Below are 22,505 nucleotides of genomic sequence, written 5' to 3'. Positions count from 1 at the left end.
CCGAGTACGGGGACGTACGTACGACGCTTCCTGCGGCGGTGGCACTCAGCCCTTGAAGCGCGGGAACGCGCTGCGGCCGGCGTACACCGCGGCGTCGTCGAGGATCTCCTCGATGCGCAGCAGCTGGTTGTACTTGGCGACGCGCTCGGAGCGGGCCGGGGCGCCGGTCTTGATCTGGCCGCAGTTGGTGGCGACGGCCAGGTCGGCGATGGTGACGTCCTCGGTCTCGCCGGAGCGGTGGGACATCATGCACTTGAAGCCGTTGCGCTGGGCCAGCTCCACGGCGTCCAGGGTCTCGGTCAGGGAGCCGATCTGGTTGACCTTGACGAGCAGGGCGTTGGCGCTTCCCTCCTCGATGCCGCGGGCCAGGCGCTCCGGGTTGGTGACGAACAGGTCGTCGCCGACGATCTGCACCTTGTCGCCGAGGCGGTCGGTGAGGACCTTCCAGCCGGCCCAGTCGTCCTCGAACAGCGGGTCCTCGATGGAGACCAGCGGGTAGGCCGCCACCAGCTCCTCGTAGTACTCGGTCAGCTCGGCGGCGGAGCGCTCCTTGCCCTCGAAGAGGTACTTGCCCTCCTTGTAGAACTCGGAGGCGGCGACGTTCGAGCGCCAGGGCGATCTGCTCGCCGGGGATGTAGCCGGCCTCCTTGATCGCCTCGAGGATGAGGTCGAGCGCGGCGCGGTTGGACTCCAGGTTCGGGGCGAAGCCGCCCTCGTCGCCGAGGCCGGTGGCCAGGCCCTTGGACTTCAGGACCTTCTTCAGCGTGTGGTAGACCTCGGCGCCCCAGCGCAGCGCCTCGGAGAAGGACTCGGCGCCGATCGGAGCGATCATGAACTCCTGGATGTCCACATTGGAGTCGGCGTGCGAGCCGCCGTTCAGGATGTTCATCATCGGCACCGGCAGCAGGTGCGCGTTGGGGCCGCCCAGGTAGCGGAAGAGCGGCAGGTCGCTGGCCTCGGAGGCGGCGTGGGCGACGGCGAGGGAGACGCCGAGGATGGCGTTGGCGCCGAGCGAGCCCTTGTTGTCGGTGGCGTCCAGGTCGAACATGGCCTGGTCGATCAGGCGCTGCTCGGTGGCGTCGTAGCCGACCAGCTCCGGGCCGATCTGCTCGATGACGGCGAGGACGGCCTTCTCGACGCCCTTGCCCTGGTAGCGGTTGGGGTCGCCGTCCCGCAGCTCGATGGCCTCGAAGGCGCCCGTGGAGGCGCCGGAGGGAACGGCGGCACGACCCGTGCTGCCGTCGTCGAGGCCGACCTCGACCTCGACCGTGGGGTTGCCTCGGGAGTCCAGGATTTCCCGGGCTACGACGACGTCGATGGACGGCACGAGCATCTCCTTCTTCAATGTGACGCTTCGGTGTGACGCGCGGGTCCGCAGGACCGCAGCGGCTCTGCGGGACGAGCCTAACCGGCTCCGGGCGATCGGCCAGCCCATCGCCCGCCCGCCGGACCGAACCGAGAGTAAATTGTTTCCGAACGAAACAAATCCGCTCCCCCAACCCGGGCCGGACCCGGAGGCGGGACAGGCGCGAAAATCCCGCCCCGGTGCGTACGGGGGAACACGCACCGGAGCGGGAGACAGGGGCGCCGCGGTCTACTTGAGGTGCAGCTGCTGGCCCGGGTAGATCAGGTCGGCGTCGTCGACGATGTCGTCGTTCAGCTTGAACAGCTTCGCCCAGCCGCCCTTGACGTGGTGGCCCTCGGCGATCGAGCTGAGGGTGTCGCCCTTGACGACCTTGTACTCGCCGTCGCCCTTCTCGACCTTCTTGCCGGTCGGGGTGGTGACGGTCTTCTTGACGGCCGGGCGCTCGGAGGAGCGGGAGGCCTTCTGCCCGGTGGAGCGCTCGGTGGTGGAGCCGCTGCTCTGGCCCTGCGCGCTCTCGGAGCTGCTGGAGCCGCCGGAGCTGCTGGAACCGCTGGAGGAGCTGCCGGAGTTCTGCGAGGAGCCGCCCTGGCTGCTGGTGGAGCCGCCGCCGGTGTACGCGGCGCCCGACAGGCCGGTGCCGCAGACCGGCCAGGCACCCTTGCCCTGGCCCGCGAGGACCTTCTCGGCGATCTCGATCTGCTGCGCCTTGCTCGCCCGGTCGGCGCTGGAGGCGTACTGCGTACCGCCGTAGGCGGCCCAGGTGGAGGCGGAGAACTGCAGGCCGCCGTAGTAACCGTTGCCGGTGTTTATGGACCAGTTGCCGCCGGACTCGCACTGGGCGACGGTGTCCCACTCGGAGCCGGTGGCGGCGGAGGCGCTGCCGACCGCCATCAGCGGGGCGGCGACGGCGGCACCGGTGACGCCGGCGACGGCGATGACGCGGGTGGCCTTGGACGGGCGGCGGTGCTTGCCCTTGCCGGAAAACAGCATGGTTGATCCCCTCACCGACGCCTACGAGGTGAGCTGTCGGGTTCGGGCCGGTTGAGTTGCCCGGCCGGGTTCCTCGCGGAACTCGGCTTCACCCCTAGCCGCACCGGCCGAACTGCCCGGTGCGGCACCTACCTTGGGTCCCCCGCTCCTGCCTGCGGCGCTTGACGCGACGACTGTTCCCGGACGGCCGCTGGCAGGATTCGGCGTTGCGGCAGCCGGAGCCCGCGATGGCGAGCGGTCCTGACCGTAGCCACGCCCTCCGCGGATTTTCAAAGACGATCACGGCTTCTGAGACCTATCTCTCACGAGATCCAAAACGGACATACGATCCCGAACCGTGACGTGAACTCCCTCTACTTTTCGTCTGATTCGCCCGGGACCGTGAGCGTCTGACCGGGCAGGATGTGGTCCGGGTCGACCCCGACGACCTTCTCGTTGCCGGTGTAGAGCGCACGCCATCCGCCGTCGAGGCCGAGGGAGTCGGCGATGTCCCAGAGACTGTCGCCGGAGCGGACGGTGTAGGTGCCGTCCGCGACCTCCCGCGGGTCACTCTCGCCGCGCGAGGCGTGCCGCCCCGAGTCGGGCGTACGTCCGTCCGCCGAGCCCTCGTCGGCGCTGTCGCCGCGGTGCCGGCCGGGGCTGGACGAGCCGCCGGCGCCCCGGGGTTCACTGCTCGCGGACAGGCCGGATTCAGGGGATGTGTCCGACTTGGTGGATTCATCCTCATCGTCGGACGAGGAATCAGAAGGGGACGAAGCGGACGAGGAAGAGGGCGAGGGGGACGAAGAGGGCGCTTCGGAAGCCGAGCCCGACGAGCCCGATGAACCTGACGAACCCGACGACTCGGGCGAGTCGGACGCATCGGGGGCGTCCGACTCCCCCGAGCCCTCCGCTCCCGCCGACGAGTCGTCACCCGCCGCGCCCGTGCCCGCCGGGTCGCTGCCCAGACCCGCGACCAGGCCGCAGGTCGGCCAGGCGGCGATGCCCCGCTCCGCGTGTATCTTCTCGGCGATTCTTATCTGCTGGGAGCGGCTGGCCTCGTCGGCGCTCGGGGCGTAGTCGAGTCCGCCGTAGCGCTCCCAGAGGTCCTGGGACAGCTGGAGGCCGCCGTAGTACCCGTTGCCGCTGTTCTCGCTCCAGGCTCCGCCGGTCTCGCACTCGGCGACCCGGTCCCAGGTCGCCGCGTCGGCCGCGTGGGCGCCGGTGGCGCCGAGGAGCGGGATCGCGATGGCGGAGCCGGTCACTCCGGCGGCGACGACCAGGGCGGGAGCCTGGCGGGGGCGGCGGTGACGACCGTTCCCGGAGAGCATGCGACGACCTTTCACAAGACGACGGGGACGCGCGGTGGATGACGCTCGACACCGCGCTGATCCGTGAAGGTATAGGCAGATGATCGCTTGTCACAAGTTCATCCCGCACAGATCACGTGAAGATCACAGAGGTGAGCGTGTGTCACTTTTCCGTCGGCGACGGACCGTTGCCGGACGATGACGCGGACGGTGTGAACGAGACGGGCAAGCTTCGCAGACCTCGCATGATGAGCCCGCCGCGGCGGCGCAGTTCGGCCGGTTCACCGGCCAGGCGCAGATCCGGCAGCCGGGTGAGGAGCGTGGCCAGCGCGGTCTGCCCCTCCAGCCGGGCGAGCGGGGCGCCGAGGCAGTAGTGGATGCCGTGGCCGTACCCGAGGTGCTGGGTGTCCCGGCGGGAGAGGTCCAGGGTGTCGGGGTCCGTGAACCGCTCCGGGTCCCGGTCGGCGGCGGCGAGGACGACGAGGACGGGATCGCCGGTCTCGATGGCCTCGCCGCCGATGGTGAGCGGCCGGGTGGCGAAGCGCCAGGTGGCCAGCTCCACCGGTCCGTCGTAGCGCAGGAGTTCCTCCACCCCGGTCTCCAGCAGGCCGCGCTCGCCGGCCGCGAGGGAGGTCTGGAGGCGGGCCCGCTGCTCGGGTTGGGTGAGCAGGGCGTACGTGCCGTTGCCGATGAGGTTGACCGTGGTCTCGAAACCCGCGAACAGCAGGATGAAGGCCATCGCCGCGGCCTCGTTCTCGCTGAGGTGCTCACCGTGGTCGGAGGCGCGGATCAGGCCGGAGATGAGGTCCTCGCCGGGGCCCGGCTCGGGCGGCAGCGCCGCGCGCTTGCGGTGGATGAGATCGGCGAGGTAGGCGCGCATCTTCTTCACCGACCGCGCGACTCCGCCCCGCGGGCCCTTGCCGTGACGGATCATCATGCCCGCCCAGTCCCGGAAGTCGTCCTGGTCCTCGCGGGGCACGCCGAGCAGGTCGCAGATGGCGTAGATGGGCAGCGGGAAGGCGAACTCGTGGATCAGGTCGGCGGAGCCGGTGCCCGCGAACCCGTCGATGAGGTCGTCGGCGAGTTCCCGCACCCGGGGCGCGAACTCGGCGACCCGGCGGGGTGTGAACGCCTTGCTGACCAGCCGCCGCAGCCTCGTGTGGTCCGGCGGGTCGATGTTCAGCAGGTGGGTCGTCAACTCGGCCTGCCGCTCCCCGGGAATGCCGGTCTTGCCCCGGGCGTGGGCGGGCTCGTGGTGGTGCGCCGGGTTCTTGGACAGCCGCGGGTCGGCGAGGGCCTGCCTGGCATCGGCGTACCGGGTGACCAGCCAGGCCTCCACCCCGCTGGGCAGCCGCGTCCGGTGCACGGGGGCGTGCTCGCGCAGCCAGGCGTAGGCGGGGTAGGGGTCGCTCGCGAACTCCCGGGTGAACAGCTCGGGGGCGGGCCGGTCGGGCGTGGGGTGGTCGGTCACCCCCCGACCGTATCCGGGCGGCCGCGGGCGCCCGGGAGGCCCCCGGAGGGCTCCGGCCCCCTCTCAGTGGCCGCTCAGTGGCCGCTCAGTGGCCGGTGGGCTGCTCCGTCTCCCTGATCGCGTCCCGGTAGGTCCGGGCCGCCGCTCTCAGGGCCGCCTCCGGGTCCGTGCCCTCGGCCTCGGCCCGGACCGCCAGGGCCAGGAGTTCATAGCCGACGCCCTCACCGGAAGGCAGCGGGACCGGAAGGCCCGCCGTGCGGACGCGGGAGGCGAGCTTGGCGGCGAGGGCGAGGCCGGGCTGGGCGAGGGGGACGCCCTCGGTGACCGAGGTGCGCCGCTTCTCGGCCGCCTTGGTGCGCAGCCAGTGCGCGCGCACCTCCTCGGGGGTGGTCGCCGTCTCCTCGCCGAAGACGTGCGGGTGGCGGCGGATCAGCTTGTCGACGATGGTGCCGGCCACGTCGTCGACGGAGAACGGGGCGTCGGGGTCCTCCTCGGCGATCCGGGCGTGGAAGACGACCTGGAGGAGCACGTCCCCCAGCTCCTCGCGGAGTTCCTCGCGGTCGCCGTCCTCGATCGCCTCGACGAGTTCGTACGCCTCCTCGATGGCGTACTTGGCGAGCCCCTCGTGGGTGCGCTCGGACGACCACGGGCACTGGACGCGGATGCGGTCCATCACCTGGACGAGGTCGAGCAGGCGGGCGCCCGGGAGGTCGTAGGAGGCGGGGAGCAGCTCCAGCTCCGGCATCGGCACCCGGCCGGTGCCGGCGAGGCGGGCCAGTCCGTCGGTGAGGGCCGGGTCGCCCTCGCCGGCCGTCACGACCACCGCGGTGTGCCCGCCGGCGCAGGCGGCGACCAGTTCCTCGGCGGTCGGCGCCGCCTCGTCGACCCGTATGCCCGCCTCGCGCAGATACGGCAGCTGCGGGTGCGTGCCGTCGGCGCACAGCACGCGGTCGGCGGTGCGCAGGGCCCGCCAGGCGGGCCAGGACAGCAGGCCGGGGGCGACGCGATGGCTGGTGGTGAGCAGGACGACGCGGCCCTGGGCCGGGACGGTGCCGGGGATGGTGTCGGCGGCGGTTGCGTTCACGCTCCGAACGTAACGCATGCCGCGTGCGGCCCCCCGAGTTGTCCACAGGGGGCCGGACGCGGACCCGTCAGGCCGGCTGGTCCGGCTGCGCCGCCGAGACCTCGCGCAGCCAGGGCAGCTTGGTGTCGACGCGGCTGCTCTGCTGGAACGTCCCAGGCGCCGTAGCGCGGGTTGAGGTCGACGTGGAGCTGGTCGGAGGCCTTGGAAAGGGCCTGCCAGAACTCGGGCCGGCTGGTGTCGGTGCCGAGGCTCTCGGCGAGCTTCTGGGCCTCCAGCTGGAGGTGGAGGTTCTCGTCGAGGCGGTCGGGTGCGACGCCGTACTGCTGCAGCCAGGCGGTCTCCAGCTCCTTGGCGCCGCCTGCCTGCTCCTCAAGACCGCCGCGCATCTGCTGGACCTCCCTGCGGGTGACGCTCACGCCCGCGTCCTCGGCGGCGCGGTGCAGGACCCGGTCCAGGATCATGCTGTGCAGGGTGTCGCGGGTGAGGGTGCCGGTGCGGGCGACGACCTGCCGGTACTGGTCCTCGTCCGGGACGGCGGCCCGCTGCGCCTCGCGCACCTCGTCGACGCGGTTCTCCAGCTGGGAGACGGTGATCCGCTGGTCGCCCACGACGGCCGCCGCACCCGGATGCGCGTCGTTGCCGCAGGCGGTGAGCAGTGGCGCGGCGGCGAGCAGGAGCGCGGTGCGACGGCGGCGGTGCAAGGAAACCTCCCGTTGGAGATTGTGCGGCGGTGCACAAAGTCTTGCAGTGATCGATGTTAGGCAGTGGCCGGGCTCTGGCCAACCCATTGGACCAACGATTCACCAGGACTTCGGGCACCGCCTCGCCCCGGCCCGGGTGGCGGGGTCAGCCGCGCATCTGGCCGAGCCACTGCAGGGTGCGCCGGACCTCGGCCGCGAAGGGGTGTCCTGGTCCGTGCAGGCGCTCCACGTCGTGCAGCAGCCGGGCCAGCGTCTCGTGGGCGGCGGGACGGTCGCCGAGGGCGAGCAGGAGGTGGCCGATGCGGCGGCGGACGTCGTGGGCGAGGTCGGGGTCGCCCGCGACGTACTGGTTCTCGTAGTACGGCAGCAGCGCGCGGTACTCGGCGAGGGCGGCGGCCGGTTCGCCGAGCTGTTCCAGGCACTGGGCGGCGTCGTAGCGGTGGCGAAGGGACTGCGGGTCGGCCCGGCCTGCCTCGGCGGCGCGTTCGTCGGCGAGGCGGCGCAGCTCGGGCAGGGCGCGCCGGTACTGGCCGTCGTCCATGAGGGTGGCCGCGTACTGCTTGCGCAGGGTGCGCACGACCGGGGAGCGCTCACCGTGCTGGTCGGCGGCCACGGGCAGGATCGCGCCGAGGATGTCGACGGCCTGGGTGATGCGGCCCTCGCCGAGGAGGCGCTTGACGTCGTCGACGGCGCGGGCGATGTCCGGCTTCTCGGCCTCGGCGACGGGCGGGACCGGGGCCGGCTGGGGCGCGGGCGTGCGGGCCCGGTCCGGCCACGGGGCGTGCGGGCGCACGAAGGGCCGGGTGGGGTCCAGGGAGCCGCCGGTGGGCATGCCGCGCGCGGGCAGCAGCAGCGCCAGGTGCTCGTAGACCTCCTGGGCGGAGGCGGGGCGGTGCTGCGGGTCCTTGGCGAGCAGGCTCAGGACCAGGGCTTCGAGCGCTTCGGGGACCTCGGGGCGGACGCGGCGCACGGGCAGCGGCGCCTCGTACAGGTGCCGGTGGAGCACGCCGAGGGCCGTGGATCCGGCGAACGGGACGTTGCCGCTGAGCAGTTCGTGCAGGAGCACGCCGAGTGCGTACAGGTCGGTGTACGGGCCGACCGCGCCGCCCATCGCCTGTTCCGGTGCCATGTAGGCGGGCGAGCCGATGGGGGTGCCGGTGTGGGTGAGGCGGGTGGTGTCGGCGTCCATGACGGAGGCGACGCCGAGGTCGAGGACGGTGACGGTGCCGTCCTGCTTGACCATCACATTGCGCGGCTTGAGGTCGCGGTGGACGATCGGCACGGCGTGCACGGCGCTGAGCACGGCGCACAGCTGGGCCGCGACGGCGACCGCCCACTGCCAGGGGTAGGGATCGCGCTCGGCGAGGTGGTCGGAGAGGTCGGCGCCGTCGACGTACTGCATGACGAGGAACAGCTCCTCGCCCTCGCTGCCCGCGTCGTGCACCGTGACCAGGCCGGGGTGGTCGACCTGTGCGGTGACCCGGCACTCGCGCACGAACCGGCGGCGCAGTTCGTCGGCCTCCTGGCCGGCCACCTTGTCGGGGCGCAGCAGCTTCACCGCCACGCGCCGGTCGAGCCGCCGGTCGTACGCCGTCCAGACCTGTCCCATGCCGCCCTGCCCGATGAGCATGGACAGCTCATACCGGCCGGCGACCACGCGCCCTGCCGACGGGGTCATCTTCCGCCCTCGTGGCCGCTGTTGCCGTCGTGCTTGCGCAGGTAGTCGCTCAGCTCGTCGAGTTCGGCGCGGACCTGGTCGATGCGGGCGGGCTGGGGTGTCTGCCGGGGCGGGGGCGGCGGCACGGGGGTCTGCGGCCGCGGGACGTCAGGCGCGGGGCCCGGCGGGGTCGGGTGCGCGACGACCGTCGGCTGCGCGTGCGCGGGGAGGTGCGGGTAGGGGGCCTGCGGGTAGCCGTATCCGGCGGCCGGGGGCTGGTGGGGCAGGGGGCCCACGTGGTGCGGCGGCTGGTGGTGGCGTACGTCCCTGTACAGGAAGTAGCCCGCGCAGGCACAGGCGTTGAGCAGCAGGATGACCATGCCGGCGTTGCCCTCGGAGCTGCTGAGGTCGTCGGTGTCGTCCTGGGCGAGGAAGCCGAAACTGACCGCCATGACGACGACGGACGCCGCGAAGACGCACCAGTCGCGCGCCCGGCGGGTCTCGATGGCCGCCCACAGCGTCGAGACCCAGGCCAGGAACCCGATGCTCAGCAGCGGAAGGGCCACGAAGAGGACGCGCAGCACGACCAGTACCGCCGTCGAGCGTCGTCGCGGCGGCGGTGGCGGCACATAGCCCTGGCCGTGCATGGCTTCTCCCGGAGACCTGATGAGACCGGACGCACACCGGATGTGGCGCCGTACCGGTGTGGGGTCGAGCGTATAGGCCGGGGCGGACAACGGGTCACCGGTTGTACCGAACCGTTGTCGTACCGATCACCGCGCGATCACCGCCCGATCATCACCGATCACCGCCGGGATCCGCGGGCAGGGCGGGCGGAGCGGTCCCGCGGCGCGTGCCGCAGCCCTCGCGGAAGCCGTGGGCGGCAGGACCGCCCCTTTGCCGCTTTGCCCCTTTGCCCCTTGCCGTCGGTCCGCTCAGCCGCCGCACTGCCGCAGCATCGCCTGCCGGTCCGGCTCGGTCACCGCCATCTCGTACTTGACGGCGACCTGCGCGAACCGGACGGCGTACGCGCACCGGATCGACTTGTCGGGCGGGAGCCAGGCCGCGGGGCCGGAGTCGCCCTTGGCCGAGTTGGCGCGGCCCTGGACGGGGAGCAGGTTGAGCGGGTCGTTCGCCAGTTGCTTGCGCTTGCCCTCCGCCCATCGCGAGGAGCCCATCTGCCAGCTGTACGACAGCGGCACGACGTGGTCGATCTGGACCTCGCTCGCCTTCTCCTTGCGGAAGTCGATGACCGTGCCGGTGTACGGGTCGTCCAGCGTCATGGCGACGACCACGCAGTTGGAGCCGGAGCGGAAGCGCACGTCCTCGCCGTCGCGCTTCAGTACGTCGTTGCGCGTTATCTGCATCCTCTTCTTCCTCGTGATTGACGTGAGCGACAGCCGTGTCCTCTCCCTGTGCCTCGCCGTTATCAGTCATACCAAGAGGCACATGAGTGACATTACTTAACAGAGGATGACTCAGTGGGATTGCGTACCGAGAAGGCCGTCTCGCCCACCACGGGAGAGGTCACCTGGCTACTCGTCGACGAGGAGACGTACCGCCCCCATCCGGAGGCACGGGAGTTCGCGCTGTATCTACGCGGTGCGGGGCGCTCGCCGCAGACACAGCGTGCCTACATCCCCCGGATCGGGCGCTTCCTCAACTGGTGCCAGGGGCGGGGCACCGACTGGAAGGCCGCGGCGCTGGGCGACATGACCCGGTTCAAGTTCCACGTCGAGCGGACAGCGACGCGGCGCGGGCAGCCACCGTCGGGCAAGACAGTCAACGCCGTCCTCACCGCCGTGTGCGAGTTCCTCCGGTTCTGCGCCATCCATGGCCACGTTGCCCACGAGGTCGCCGCACGGCTCAGCGAGCCACGTCTACTGACATCAACGCCGATCGGCTTCGCCCCGGGCGAGGGCGGCCAGCACCTCATGGTCAAGGCACGCGTGCTGAAGGCACCCGAGATCGAGAGGGCTCCCTCGATTCTCACCTCGCCCCAGGTCGCGGAGGTCCTGAGCGCGGCCCGGACAGCTCGGGACCGGCTTCTCCTGACCGTGCTTGTGGAAGGAGGACTGCGGATCGGCGAGGCTCTGGGGCTGCGTCGGGAGGATATGCACTTGCTGCCTGACTCCACGCACCTCGGGTGCCGGACTCGTGGTGCTCACCTGCACATCCGGCCCCGCCAGGACAACGCGAACGGTGCGCGGGCCAAGTCAGGCCGCCACCGGGTGGTGCCGTTGGCGGAGGGCACGGTGTATCGGTACCGGGACCACCTCTCCGAACGGGAGAAAACAGCCGAAGCCGACGCCTGCGACTACGTGTTCGTGAACCTCACCGGCATGCACGTGGGCAGGCCCATGACGTACTCCAACGCCAAACAGATCGTCGAGCGGATCGGGGACCGCTGCGGCTTTCGCGCACGGCCACACATGATGCGGCACACGGCGGCAACCCGCTGGATCCGCAACGGAGTGGCACCGGACGTTGTGCAGACGCTGCTGGGTCACGCTTCGTCGGCGAGCACGGCTGTATACCTGCACGCGCAGGACGATGACCTGCGCGCCGCTGTCGACCGTGTCTCCGCGGAGGCCGGCCGATGACTCCGTCCGCGCGCCTGGCCTCAGGCTCGCTACCACTCCAGGACGCACCCGGCTGGGCTGACTGGCTGTCGGATCATCTCCTCTCCGGCTGGCGGGCCGCCGAGTGGGACGAGGCCGAGCTGCTCTTCACAGCGGATCCCGGCAACCCGGCCACCAGTGTTTTCACCTGCATCGTGGTCGCCTGCACCACCCACGTCGCCAGCAACGGGAGTCGTTGTGACGCCTGCCGGAAGGCCCGCTGGCTCCAGGGCACTCCTGAGGATTTCGAGACGACCTACGTTCCGGTCCAGGCTCGCCGCAGACCCAATGTCAGGAGTGGTGCCCGTCCTGGGGTCTCCCAGTTCTCTCTGTGCGGGCTCTCTTCGGCCGTATGCCATGAGCTGCTGTACGGCATTCAGCAACGCGACGCGGCCGGGATCAGTCTGGTCCCGCAGCGCATCCGTCGCATCGTCGCCGGACTCCCCACAGGGCTGCTCTCACTCCTGGACCTCGACGAGAGTTTCGTACGTGGCCTTCCCCCAGCTGCCTCCGGGGTTCTGAACGGCATGCTCACTCACGTCCGCCGCGCACGGCTCGAGTTCGAGGGTGCCGATCCGACGTCAGGCGACGTTTGGGAGTGCTCCCTTGTGGGACTCACAGCGGGACGTGGACACGGGCGCGAGTACATCGCCGTACATGGCGTCATCGACTTCCGGCCGATTCGACAGGGCTGGTTGCGAGAGCTGGTCAAGGAGTACGGACGCGCGGTCCGTCCCTCCGTGCTCGATCTGAGACAGGCCGTGTACGCCGCGTCAATCGCCTCCAAGGCCCTGGCCAACCGGCCGTGCGGCAATACGCCGGAAGAATTGTCCATGGCGGACATGAGCGCCGTGGTGGACACACTCCGCATCGCAAAGCGCCCCGAGGACGGCCACGACTACTCAACCAGCCACCGCCGGGCACTACTCCGCGCCTGGCGGGCGTTTCTCGAGTACGCACGGCAGGCAGGACTGATGGACCATGTGCCCGGCGGGTTCGCCCTGAACCCCAAGTTCCACGCCATTGCCGCCGTCGAAGCGTCCGAGGACGACATCGGCCGTGCGATCCCAGAGCATGTCATCGCCCAGCTCGATGCTCACCTCCCTCGCCTCGGCACTTCCACCGCCTACGAAAGCGGTGGCTGGAGAGCGGCCGACTTCGCGCGGATGTACCAGGTGGCGTACACAATCCTCCGCGACACCGGCCGCCGCCCCGGCGAAGTCACCAGCTTGCACCGAAGCTGCCTGGAGTGGGTCGACGGCAAACCGACTCTCCTCTACGACAACCACAAACGGCGTCGTCACGGCCGCCGTCTGCCCATCAGCGAGGTAACTGCCAAAGAGATCGAGTCCTGGCAAAGGGAACTGGACCGGCTGCCTCCCGTACCCAGTTGTGAACAGTGGCTCTTCCCTGCCCCGGGCCAGCGCAACCGTCCTCGGCGTGGCCACATGACCACACCGAACTTCTGCAACAGGATCTTCCGGGCCTGGGTCGACGAACTGATTCCGGATCTTGTCGACGACCGGCTGGACGACGACGGCAAACCATGTGCCTACGACCGCACGCAGATCGTCCCGTACGGCTTCCGGCACGCCTACGCCCAGCGTCATGCGGACGCCGGGACCCGCCCGGAACGTCCTCCGGGAGCTCATGGACCATCGCTCTCTCGACGTCACCATGGGCTATTACAAAGTCTCGCTCAGCAGAAAGCAGGATGCCGTCAAGACGGTGGCGAGGCTCGCGGTCGACCGGCACGGTACCCCTCAAGGCTTCGGCGACGCGCTGGCCTACGAAGTCGAGAGCGTTGCGGTGCCATACGGCGGCTGTACCGAGCCCAGCAACGTGAAGGCGGGCGGCGGCCACTGCCGAATCCGCTTCCAGTGCGCCGGTTGTGACTTCTACCGGCCCGACCCTTCCTACCTCCCGGCCTTGGAGCAGCAGGTGGCAGATCTTCGGGCCGACAAGGAGGCGGCCGTGGCTATGGACGCCGCCGACTGGGTCGTGCGCAACTTCGACGACCAGATCCGTGCCTACTCGAAGTCGGCCGACGAGATGCGGCACAAGCTGGACGAAATGCCACCGGAGGAACGGGCCACAGTCGAATCGGCCTCGCGTGAGCTGCGTAAAGCTCGCTCGGCCGCAGCCTTCTTCCCGGTGCAGGCGCTGACGACGCGGAGCTCCGAATGAAACACCTCGCCATCTCCGGCTCCGACGGCCGGGCCGCTCGGGTCGAACGCTTGCGAGCCGCCCGCGCCCGGGACAGCGAGGCCAAGACGGCACGCGCGATGGAAGCAGTACGCGGCCTCCTCAGTTCGGGTCAGCGCGTCACCGTTGCCCGGGTGGCCCGTGACGCCTCGGTGTCCACCTGGTTCGTCTACAACCAACCCCGGGTGCGGGACACCGTCCAGGCCGCCATTCACGAGCAGCGGGAGCACGGCCGCCAGACCTCTCCGGCGACCCACGGACAGCAGGTCACTCCCGCCGGTCTGCGCACCGAACTCGCCCTCGCCAGGGACGAGATGAAGGATTTGAGGAAGGAGCGTGACCGGCTCCGGGAGCGTGTCCAACTCTCCCTGGGTGCAGAGCTCGACGAAGTCGACCGAGGCCAGTTCGTGCGACGTATCCAGGAGTTGGAGCAGCAGAACACCGACCTGAACCGTGACCTGTCAGACGCCCGAGACCAGCTGGCCTCTCTGGAGTGCCGACTGCGGGAATCAGAGGACGACCTCATCGCCGCCAGGGCCGGCCTCCGCCGGGCGATGCGGGCCGTGCCCTCCAAGTGATCTCGTGCCAAGCAGTCGCACTGTGTATCCGGCCGGTCTCTCGGATCCGGCCGCACAGACATGCCGACGGCGTCCAGCTCAAGAGGGCGCGATCTGGTGGCGCTGGTGGCGGCCGGTCAGTTGGTCACCGAGGGAGCTTCGGCGGTACAGAACCTGCCGTCCGTCGCGAGCCCGGGTGACCAGACCCGTGGCATGGAGCACGCGCAGGTGCTGGGACACGGCGCTCGGGGTCACACGGAAGCGTCGGGCGATCTCAACTGTGGCGAGCGGCTCTTCGAGCAGGGTGAGCAGCCTTGCCCGTGGTGCACCAAGCAGCGACGCAAGAGCCGTCGCATCGACGGTTGGCGGGGTGGCCCACAGCGTGGCCACCCCGCGGACCGGATAGACGAGCCGGGGCGGCTCTTCCGGACCGACCGGAGGCGCCGGCTTGTGCGCGAACACGGACGGCAGGAGCAGGAGGCCCCGACCGGACGCAGCGACACGGTGCCTGCTGATCATCTTGTCGATGTGCAGTACGCCGTTGTGCCAGCGCAGGTTTGGGTGCATGTCGGCGAACAACAAGCGGGCGCCTCCCACTGCCAGTTGCCGTGCTCGGTAGGTCATATCGGCTTCAAGGAGCAGCCGCATCCGCCGCCACTCCGGCTCGATGGCCACCTCCCAGAACTGCCGCAGAAGCTCGCACACAGCATCGCGAAGTCTGACGACGGATACGGCGTCGGCGACAGTGGCATCATGCAGGGCTACTGGAAGCGGGTCAGGAGCGTGCGCGGTCAGCAGGTCATGGCGAACCCGCGCAGGTGACGCCTGACGGACGACGGCCAACTGCTCGTCGAAGGTCGGCGCGAAGCTCGTGGGCTGCGGGGTAAGGAAGTCGGGGATGGTGCGCCTGCGGGCGACCAGCGCCATCAGCAGCTCGGTATCGAGCGGGCCGATCCTGCCGACCACGGACCTGCGCCAGGGGATGTGCAACGCGGACAGCCCCGGGTCTTGCAGCACCCGCAGGCTGAGCAGAGTCTCGTGCAGTGGTGACACGGCGAAGCGCGTATCCGCAAGGTCCTCGACGCCGAGCACAAAACTGATCATTAAGCCATACGCTACATCGATTGGCCCAGGAACGTCGATGCAGTGGACTTCCGCGCATGACACACCCAACTCAGGGACAGCACACGGCAATTGTCACTGGTGCGGCACGCGGAATCGGCGCCGCGGTGGCCAGACGGCTGGCGCACGACGGAGTGGCGGTGGGCGTGATCGACCTGGACGAGGCGGCCTGCGTCGCCACCGTCGAAGCCATCACCAGCAACGGCGGATCAGCGACAGCAGTCGCCGCCGATGTTTCCGACGAAACTGCGGTGACGACCGCCATGGCCCGGATCGCCGCCGAACTGGGGCCGCCGACAGTACTGGTCAACAACGCCGGCATCGGCCCCCGTGCCGAGCTCGTCGAGATGACCACGGAGCAGTGGGACACAGTCACCGGGACCAATCTGCGCGGCCCGTTCCTCGCCACCCGTGCCGTTTGCCCACACATGATCGCGGCCGGCTGGGGACGGATCGTGAACATGTCGAGCATCTCTGCGGTCGGCGATGCCGCCCGCGTCGACTACGGCAGCGCGAAGGCCGGTCTGATCGGCTTCACCAAGTCGCTCGCCCTTCAACTCGGACGCCACGGCATCACCGCCAACGCCGTCGCCCCGGGCTTCGTCGTGAGCGATATGACCAGGGCATCCGCCCGGCGACTCGGCCGCGACTTCGAGGAATTCCGGCGCAGCGCGGCGAAGGCCATCCCGGTCGGACGAGTCGGCGAGCCGGAAGACATCGCTCACACGGTGTCCTTCCTGGTGAGCCGCGAGGCGGGATTCGTCTCCGGCCAGGTCATTTACGTCGCCGGCGGACCGGTGGACTGAGGATGAGTCGTCGGATGGCCCTGCTCCTGGCCGTGACCTGCGCGGTGGCCGTGGGCAACATCTACTTCCCGCAGGCGATCATTCCGCTCGTCGCCACAGGACTGCACACCTCGCCTGATGCGGCCTCCCTGGCCGTGACCGCCACCCAAGTCGGCTACACGGCCGGAATGTTCCTGCTGGTGCCGCTCGGTGACCGGCTCCCGTCCCGCTCGTTCCTCGTCGTCCTGCTCGCCCTTACCGGTCTGGGCCTGCTCACCGCAGGCTGCGCTCCAACCCTGCCGCTCCTCATCACCGCCAGCGCCCTCACCGGCCTCACCACCGTGGCCGCTCAGGTCGTCGGTCCGCTGGCGGCCGGACTCGTGCCCGCCGACCGCCGTGGCGCGGTGATCGGCACCCTGCTGAGCGGGTCGATCGGCGGCATGCTGCTTGCCCGGGCTTTCAGCGGTTCGCTGGGCGAATGGCTGGGATGGCGGGCCCCCTATCTGGCGGCCGCGGCCCTGACCCTGCTGCTCGCAAGCATTCTGGCTCGCACGGTGCCCGTCGTGACCCCGCGCTCGCGTCAGCCGCACCCAGCGCTCCTGACCGAGTCACTGCGTCTGCTGCGCACCGAGCCGGACCTGCGTCGCTCCTGCTTCTACCAGGCGACGGTCTTCGCGGGGTTCTCGGCCGCGTGGACCTGCCTGACGCTCCTCCTCACCGGTCCGGTCTACGGCATGGGCGCCCAAGCCGTGGGACTGCTCGCCCTGATCGGCGGCGCAACCATGCTCTGCACCCCGCTCGCCGGACGCCTGGTGGACCGCCACGGCCCGGACCCGGTGAACCTCGTCTGCATGCTCGCGGTCCTCGTCTCAGCCGCGGTCCTGACTGCCGGCGCGTGGGGCGACGTACCGGGGCTGACCGCTCTGGTCGTCGGCACGCTGCTGCTCAACGTCGCCATGCAGTCCGGCATGGTCGCCAACCAGGCCCGGGTCTATGCCCTGCGCCCCGACGCCCACAGCAGGCTCAACACCGCCTACATGACCTGCGCCTACCTGGGCGGCAGCGCAGGATCATGGCTCGGGGTACGCGCCTACGGCCGAGTCGGGTGGTGGGGCGTGTGCGCGCTCGTGGCATTACTCACGGTGCTCGCCCTCGCCTGCCACGTGGTGGAGCTACGCAGCCGGAGGCCCGGAGCTACGAGAAGCCAGTCACAGGTCGCCGTCGAGGATCAGCCGATCCGCCCTCGATGAGGTACCCGTACTGCTCGTCAACCGCCGCACTGGCGCAGCATGATCTGCTTGTCCGGGGCCGTCACCGGCATCTCGTACTTGACGGCGACCTGGGCGAACCTGACCGCGTACGCGCACCTGATCTGCTTGTTCGGCGGCAGCCAGGACGCGGGTCCGGAATCGCCCTTGGCGCTGTTGGCGCGCCCCTCGACCGGGATCAGATTGAGCACGTCGTTCGCGAGCTGCTTGCGCTTGCTCACCGGCCAGCGCGAAGAACCCATCTGCCAGCTGTACGACAACGGCACCACATGGTCTATCTGTACCTCGGACGCCTTCGCCTTGCGCCATTCGATGGTCGTCCCGGTGTACGGATCGTGCAGCGTCATCGCGATGACCACACAGTCGGAGCCGGCTCGGAGGCGGAGGTTCTGGCCATCACGGTGGATGAGATCGTTTCGCGTGTCACATCCGTTCCTCGCGAGCGGCACACCGTCGGCCGTGTCCATCCAGGCATAGCCGAACTTGTCCCGCGCGTAGCCCGTCTTGGGCCCCCGCCCCTTGGTGGAAACCTCCTCGATGATCTTGCGGGCCGCAGCCTTGTCCGCGTCCGTCGTCACGGGTGCGAGTCCCGGTTTCGTACCGTCTGGATTCTTGAGCGGACTGACCGCCCGTCCGTCCGGTGCAGCGGGCCCTGATCCGGTCGAGGAGGTGCCTTCGTCGAGACCTTCGCATCCCGAGACGACGAGCACGGCGGCGACTGCCATCACTGCGATGCGAAGGAGGCGTGTGTTCCCGATCCCCCTGTGCCTCATGTCCCTCTCAGTAAGCACAGCCCACCACTCCCTGCGTGAGCTGTATAAACGCCTCGACCGCACGGTGAGCCATAGAGATAATGCGCGTGTCGCAGCCGTTGCGGGCCAGCGGCACGCCGTCGGCCGAGTCCATCCAGGCGTAGCCGAACTCGCCGCGGTCGTAACCCGTCTTGGGGCCGCGTCCCTTGGTCTTCAGGCCGTCGATGAGCTTGCGGGCCGACGCCCGGTGGGTGTCGCCGGTGACCGGGGCGAGGCCCGGTTCGGTTCCGTCCGGGTTGCCCAGCGGGCTGACGGCCTGTCCGGCGGCCGGGGCGGCGGCGCCGCTGCCCGAGTCCGAGGCCCCGCCCTCCTCAAGGCTCTCGCACCCGGTGCCCAGAGCCAGAACGAGGACCGCGCCCGCGGCCCATCCGGTACGAATCCTGCCGTGCCGCCTCATGCGCGCCCTCCCCTTGCCGTTCACCGGTACACCGTAGCGACGGAGAGGTCCAGACCATAGTGGACCTTAATGGGCATGCGAGACATATGTGACGTACCTTCGAGAGTGAGTCACGTCTCGGAAGGAGCTGCGCATGGGCATCCTCGACAAGGTCAAGAGCATGGCCGGCATGGACAAGGACAGGTCAAGGAAGCTGTCCGACGCCGCCGAGCGCCAGGTAAACGAGCGGACCGGCAACAAGCACGAGAAGCAGGTCGACGCCGCGCAGCAGCAGGCCGAGAACAAGCTCGGCTTCGGGCGCGAGGGCGACGACCGCAAGGACCGGCACTAGCGCGTTCGCGCAGGCCGACCCCGTCGAAGCCGTCCGCGGCAGGCCCCGCGGACGGCTTCGGCGTCGGGTGGCTACGACCCCAGGATCGAGGTCAGGAACTCTCCCACCCAGCCGAGCAGTTCCCGTCCGACCAGCGGCCTGCCGCCCACCTTCGCGGTCTTGGGACGCGGTACGAGCACCTGGTGGGCGCCCGCCTTGACGACGGTCCCGGGGTAGAGCCGCCTGAGCCTCAGCTCCTGGGATTCGCGCAACTCGACCGGGGCGAACCGGATGTTGTTGCCTTGGAGCACGATATCGCCGACGGCGCACGCCCGCGCGAGCATCCGCAGCCCCGCGACCAGCAGCAGGTTCTCCACCGGTTCCGGCAACTTGCCGTAGCGGTCGATAAGTTCCTCGCGTACGGCCTTGACGTCCTCCTCGCTGTTGGCGGAGGCGATGGACCGGTACGCCTGGAGCCGCAGCCGCTCGCCCGGGGCGTAGTCGTGCGGGACGTGCGCGTCGACGGGCAGCTCGATCTTGACCTCGAGCGGCGGCTGCTCCTCGACACCGCCCTCCAGCGAGGCCCGGTAGTCGGCGACGGCCTCGCCGACCATGCGTACGTACAGGTCGAAGCCGACGCCCGCGATGTGGCCGGACTGCTCGCCGCCGAGCAGATTGCCCGCGCCGCGGATCTCCAGGTCCTTCATCGCCACGTACATGCCCGCGCCCATCTCGGTGTGCTGGGCGATGGTGGCGAGCCGCTCGTGGGCGGTCTCGGTCAGCGGCTTCTCCGGCGGGTAGAGGAAGTACGCGTAGCCGCGCTCGCGGCCCCGGCCGACCCGGCCGCGCAGCTGGTGCAGCTGGCTGAGGCCGAAGTTGTCGCCGCGCTCGACGATGAGGGTGTTGGCGTTGGAGATGTCGATGCCGGACTCGACGATGGTCGTGGAGACCAGCACGTCGAACTTCTTCTCCCAGAAGTCGACGACGACCTGCTCCAGCGCCTGCTCCGACATCTGGCCGTGGGCGGTGGCGATGCGCGCCTCGGGGACGATCTCGCGCAGCTTGGCCGCCGCGCGGTCGATGGACTCGACGCGGTTGTGGATGTAGAAGACCTGGCCCTCGCGCAGCAGCTCGCGGCGGATCGCGGCGCCGATCTGCTTGTGCTCGTAGGGGCCGACGAAGGTCAGCACCGGGTGGCGCTCCTCCGGCGGGGTGGTGATCGTGGACATCTCGCGGATGCCCGTGACCGCCATCTCCAGGGTGCGCGGGATGGGGGTGGCCGACATGGTCAGCACGTCGACGTTGGCGCGCAGCTTCTTCAGCTGCTCCTTGTGCTCGACGCCGAAGCGCTGCTCCTCGTCGACGACGACCAGGCCGAGGTCCTTGAATCTGGTCTCGGAGGAGAACAGACGGTGGGTGCCGATGACGATGTCCACCGTGCCCTCGCGCAGGCCCTCCAGGGTGGCCTTCGCCTCGGTGTCGGTCTGGAAGCGGGACAGCGCCCGCACGTTCACCGGGAACTGGGCGTACCGCTCGCCGAACGTCCCGAAGTGCTGCTGCACGAGCAGGGTCGTCGGGACGAGCACGGCCACCTGCTTGCCGTCCTGGACCGCCTTGAAGGCGGCGCGCACCGCGATCTCGGTCTTGCCGTAGCCAACGTCGCCGCAGATCAGGCGGTCCATCGGGACCGTCTTCTCCATGTCCTCCTTGACCTCGGCGATGGTGGTGAGCTGGTCCGGGGTCTCCACGTAGGGGAAGGCGTCCTCCAGCTCGCGCTGCCAGGGGGTGTCCGCGCCGAACGCGTGCCCCGGCGCCGCCATCCGCGCGCTGTACAGCCTGATCAGGTCGGCGGCGATCTCCTTGACCGCCTTCTTCGCGCGTGCCTTGGTCTTGGTCCAGTCGGCGCCGCCGAGGCGGTGCAGGGTGGGGGACTCGCCGCCGACGTACTTGGTGATCTGCTCCAGCTGGTCGGTGGGGATGTAGAGCCGGTCGCCCGGCTGGCCGCGCTTGGCGGGGGCGTACTCCACGACCAGGTACTCGCGGGTGGCGCCCTGCACGGTGCGCTGCACCATCTCGATGTAGCGGCCCACGCCGTGCTGCTCGTGGACGATGTAGTCGCCCGCCTCCAGGGTGAGCGGGTCGATGGTCTTGCGGCGCCGGGCGGGCATCCGGGCGCCCTCGCGGCCGGCCGCCTTCTGACCGGTCAGGTCGGTCTCGGTGAGCACGGCGAGCCTCAGCGCCCGGTCGACGAAGCCGTGCTCGATCGAGCCGCAGGAGACGTGCACGACGGAGGGGCTGAGCGTGCCGAGGTCGCTGTCCAGGCGGGCCGCGATGCCCTCGCCGCCGAGGACCTCGACGGTGCGGGCCGCCGGGCCGTGGCCCTCGGTGAGGTAGACCGCGCGCCAGCCGTCGGCGAGCCAGCCCTTGGTGTCGGCGAGTGCCTTGGCGGTGTCGCCGCGGTAGGTGTCGGGGGCGTGCATGCCGAGCTTGAGGGTGTCGGCCTCGTCGAGCACGTCGTCGGCGGCGAACGGCGACACCGACCACCACATCATGTCCAGCTCGCGGGCCCGCTCCCGGACGTCCGCGATGGACCACAGGGAGGCCGCGTCCACGTCGATGGGTGCCTCGCCCCCGCCCGCGGTGGCCGCCCAGGACGCCTGGAGGAACTCCTGCGAGGTCGCCACCAGGTCGGCGGCCCGGGTCCGCACCCGCTCGGGGTCGCAGACGACGGCCATGGCGCCCTTGGGCAGCACGTCGAGGAGCAGCTCCATGTCGTCGACGAGCACGGGGGCCAGGGACTCCATGCCCTCGACCGCGATGCCCTCGGCGATCCTGCCGAGCAGTTCGCCCAGCTCGGGGTGGTCCTCGGCGAGCACCCGCGCGCGCTCCCGTACGTCCTCGGTGAGCAGCAGCTCGCGGCAGGGCGGGGCCCACAGTCCGTGGCCGGCGATCTCCAGGGAGCGCTGGTCGGCGACCTTGAAGTAGCGGATCTCCTCCACGTCGTCGCCCCAGAACTCGACGCGCAGGGGGTGTTCCTCGGTCGGCGGGAAGACGTCCAGGATGCCGCCGCGCACGGCGAACTCGCCGCGCTTCTCCACCAGCTCCACGCGCGCGTACGCGGCGGCGGCCAGTGCCTTGACGATCTCCTCCAGGTCGGCGCTCTGCCCGGTCCGCAGTGCCACGGGCTCCAGGTCGCCCAGGCCCTTGACCTGCGGCTGGAGCACGGAGCGCACGGGCGCGACGACGACGGAGACCGGGCCGGTCTCGGGGTCGTCGGGGCGGGGGTGGGCCAGGCGGCGCAGGACGGCCAGGCGGCGGCCGACGGTGTCGCTGCGGGGGCTGAGCCGCTCGTGCGGGAGGGTTTCCCAGGAGGGGTACTCCACGACGCCCTCCGGCGGCAGCAGCGAGCGCAGGGCCGCGGCCAGGTCCTCCGCCTCACGGCCCGTCGCCGTCACCGCCAGTACGGGGCGGGTCGTCTCGCGGGCCAGGGCGGCGACCGCGAAGGAACGGGCTGCGGGCGGGCCGACCAGGTCGACGTGCATGCGGTTGCCGTCCGCGGCGGCCGAGATCGCTTCCGCGAGGGCGGTGTCCTTGACTACGGCGTCGAGCAGACCGTGCAGGCTCATGGAGGGGGTGCTTCCGTCCTGGGGTGGGGCAACACGAATAACCCGACGCGGTGCGGGCCGGGGCAATCCAGCGTACGTCGGTCCGCGCGACGGCGTCGGGGGCTGTGGATCGCGCCGGGTGCGTGGTGGGCGGCGGGGTGCGGCCGGGCTGGACGGTGGACCACGAAAAGGCCCGGCGGCCGAGTCCTCCAGGACTCGGCCGCCGGGCCCTCCCCCGCAACCCCCGTGTGCGGTGGCCGTCCGG

General features: G+C 70.3%; 16 protein-coding genes, 4 pseudogenes and 1 riboswitch. Of the genes and pseudogenes, 7 read left to right on the top strand and 13 right to left on the bottom strand.

Annotation, left to right across the window (positions count from 1 at the left end):
- Positions 1–45: 45 nt before the first annotated feature.
- The 9 genes and pseudogenes from eno to AC4IHM_RS19805 all read right to left on the bottom strand — a co-directional run.
- Positions 46–1,327 (bottom strand): annotated as a pseudogene (gene eno / locus AC4IHM_RS19845) (phosphopyruvate hydratase).
- Positions 1,328–1,594: 267 nt separating this feature from the next.
- Complete coding sequence (locus tag AC4IHM_RS19840; RefSeq protein WP_490868349.1) at positions 1,595–2,356, bottom strand: transglycosylase family protein; 762 nt, start codon at positions 2,354–2,356, stop codon at positions 1,595–1,597.
- Between the two features lie 3 nt (positions 2,357–2,359).
- A riboswitch (cyclic di-AMP (ydaO/yuaA leader) is annotated at positions 2,360–2,526 on the bottom strand.
- Positions 2,527–2,709: 183 nt separating this feature from the next.
- Complete coding sequence (locus AC4IHM_RS19835) at positions 2,710–3,666, bottom strand: transglycosylase family protein (RefSeq protein WP_490868348.1); 957 nt, start codon at positions 3,664–3,666, stop codon at positions 2,710–2,712.
- Positions 3,667–3,808: 142 nt separating this feature from the next.
- Positions 3,809–5,116 carry a cytochrome P450 family protein gene (locus tag AC4IHM_RS19830; RefSeq protein ID WP_490868347.1) on the bottom strand — a complete coding sequence of 436 codons (1,308 nt, stop codon included), beginning with the start codon at positions 5,114–5,116 and terminating at the stop codon, positions 3,809–3,811.
- A gap of 85 nt (positions 5,117–5,201) precedes the next feature.
- Positions 5,202–6,218 (bottom strand): nucleoside triphosphate pyrophosphohydrolase, encoded by a 1,017-nt coding sequence (locus AC4IHM_RS19825; RefSeq protein WP_490868346.1) that lies wholly within the window; start codon positions 6,216–6,218, stop codon positions 5,202–5,204.
- Positions 6,219–6,267: 49 nt separating this feature from the next.
- Positions 6,268–6,901: pseudogene (locus AC4IHM_RS19820) on the bottom strand (SurA N-terminal domain-containing protein).
- Positions 6,902–7,046: 145 nt separating this feature from the next.
- Complete coding sequence (gene pkaE / locus AC4IHM_RS19815) at positions 7,047–8,531, bottom strand: serine/threonine protein kinase PkaE (RefSeq protein ID WP_490870877.1); 1,485 nt, start codon at positions 8,529–8,531, stop codon at positions 7,047–7,049.
- 44 nt (positions 8,532–8,575) lie between these two features.
- Entirely contained in the window at positions 8,576–9,205 is a 630-nt protein-coding gene (locus tag AC4IHM_RS19810; protein WP_490868345.1) for a hypothetical protein, read from the bottom strand.
- 288 nt (positions 9,206–9,493) lie between these two features.
- Positions 9,494–9,916: pseudogene (locus AC4IHM_RS19805) on the bottom strand (HNH endonuclease family protein); the annotation flags it as partial.
- Positions 9,917–10,039: 123 nt separating this feature from the next.
- Here AC4IHM_RS19805 and AC4IHM_RS19800 point away from each other — a divergent pair.
- The 4 genes from AC4IHM_RS19800 to AC4IHM_RS19785 are packed head-to-tail and all read left to right on the top strand — an operon-like array spanning position 10,040 to position 13,962.
- Complete coding sequence (locus AC4IHM_RS19800; RefSeq protein ID WP_490868344.1) at positions 10,040–11,161, top strand: tyrosine-type recombinase/integrase; 1,122 nt, start codon at positions 10,040–10,042, stop codon at positions 11,159–11,161.
- Positions 11,158–13,074: a hypothetical protein gene (locus AC4IHM_RS19795; protein ID WP_490868343.1), complete on the top strand. Its 1,917-nt coding sequence runs from the start codon at positions 11,158–11,160 to the stop codon at positions 13,072–13,074. The genes AC4IHM_RS19800 and AC4IHM_RS19795 overlap by 4 nt, the downstream gene beginning before the upstream one ends.
- A 34-nt stretch (positions 13,075–13,108) precedes the next feature.
- The gene (locus tag AC4IHM_RS19790) at positions 13,109–13,366 is read left to right on the top strand and encodes a hypothetical protein (protein ID WP_490868342.1); all 258 of its coding nucleotides are present in this window, start codon (positions 13,109–13,111) and stop codon (positions 13,364–13,366) included.
- Positions 13,363–13,962 carry a DUF6262 family protein gene (locus tag AC4IHM_RS19785; protein WP_490868341.1) on the top strand — a complete coding sequence of 200 codons (600 nt, stop codon included), beginning with the start codon at positions 13,363–13,365 and terminating at the stop codon, positions 13,960–13,962. The genes AC4IHM_RS19790 and AC4IHM_RS19785 overlap by 4 nt, the downstream gene beginning before the upstream one ends.
- 78 nt (positions 13,963–14,040) lie before the next feature.
- Here the strand turns inward: AC4IHM_RS19785 and AC4IHM_RS19780 are convergent, their stop codons facing one another.
- Complete coding sequence (locus AC4IHM_RS19780) at positions 14,041–15,045, bottom strand: ArsR/SmtB family transcription factor (protein WP_490868340.1); 1,005 nt, start codon at positions 15,043–15,045, stop codon at positions 14,041–14,043.
- Positions 15,046–15,101: 56 nt separating this feature from the next.
- Here AC4IHM_RS19780 and AC4IHM_RS19775 point away from each other — a divergent pair, with 56 nt between their 5' ends.
- Positions 15,102–15,869 (top strand): SDR family NAD(P)-dependent oxidoreductase, encoded by a 768-nt coding sequence (locus tag AC4IHM_RS19775; protein WP_490870876.1) that lies wholly within the window; start codon positions 15,102–15,104, stop codon positions 15,867–15,869.
- Between the two features lie 14 nt (positions 15,870–15,883).
- The gene (locus AC4IHM_RS19770; RefSeq protein WP_490868339.1) at positions 15,884–17,098 is read left to right on the top strand and encodes an MFS transporter; all 1,215 of its coding nucleotides are present in this window, start codon (positions 15,884–15,886) and stop codon (positions 17,096–17,098) included.
- A gap of 17 nt (positions 17,099–17,115) precedes the next feature.
- Here AC4IHM_RS19770 and AC4IHM_RS19765 read toward each other — a convergent pair whose 3' ends face one another.
- A complete protein-coding gene (locus tag AC4IHM_RS19765) occupies positions 17,116–17,841 on the bottom strand; it encodes an HNH endonuclease family protein (RefSeq protein ID WP_490868338.1) in 726 nt (241 codons plus the stop codon).
- Positions 17,842–17,971: 130 nt separating this feature from the next.
- Positions 17,972–18,325: pseudogene (locus AC4IHM_RS19760) on the bottom strand (HNH endonuclease); the annotation flags it as partial.
- A gap of 133 nt (positions 18,326–18,458) precedes the next feature.
- Here AC4IHM_RS19760 and AC4IHM_RS19755 point away from each other — a divergent pair.
- Positions 18,459–18,656: an antitoxin gene (locus AC4IHM_RS19755; protein ID WP_490868337.1), complete on the top strand. Its 198-nt coding sequence runs from the start codon at positions 18,459–18,461 to the stop codon at positions 18,654–18,656.
- Positions 18,657–18,727: 71 nt separating this feature from the next.
- Here AC4IHM_RS19755 and mfd read toward each other — a convergent pair whose 3' ends face one another.
- Positions 18,728–22,261 (bottom strand): transcription-repair coupling factor, encoded by a 3,534-nt coding sequence (gene mfd, locus AC4IHM_RS19750; RefSeq protein WP_490868336.1) that lies wholly within the window; start codon positions 22,259–22,261, stop codon positions 18,728–18,730.
- Positions 22,262–22,505: the final 244 nt, after the last annotated feature.

The organism is Streptomyces sp. SL06 (assembly GCF_058244745.1).
The sequence above is the reverse complement of the archived record's forward strand: the minus strand, read 5'-3'. Positions and strand labels throughout refer to the sequence as shown.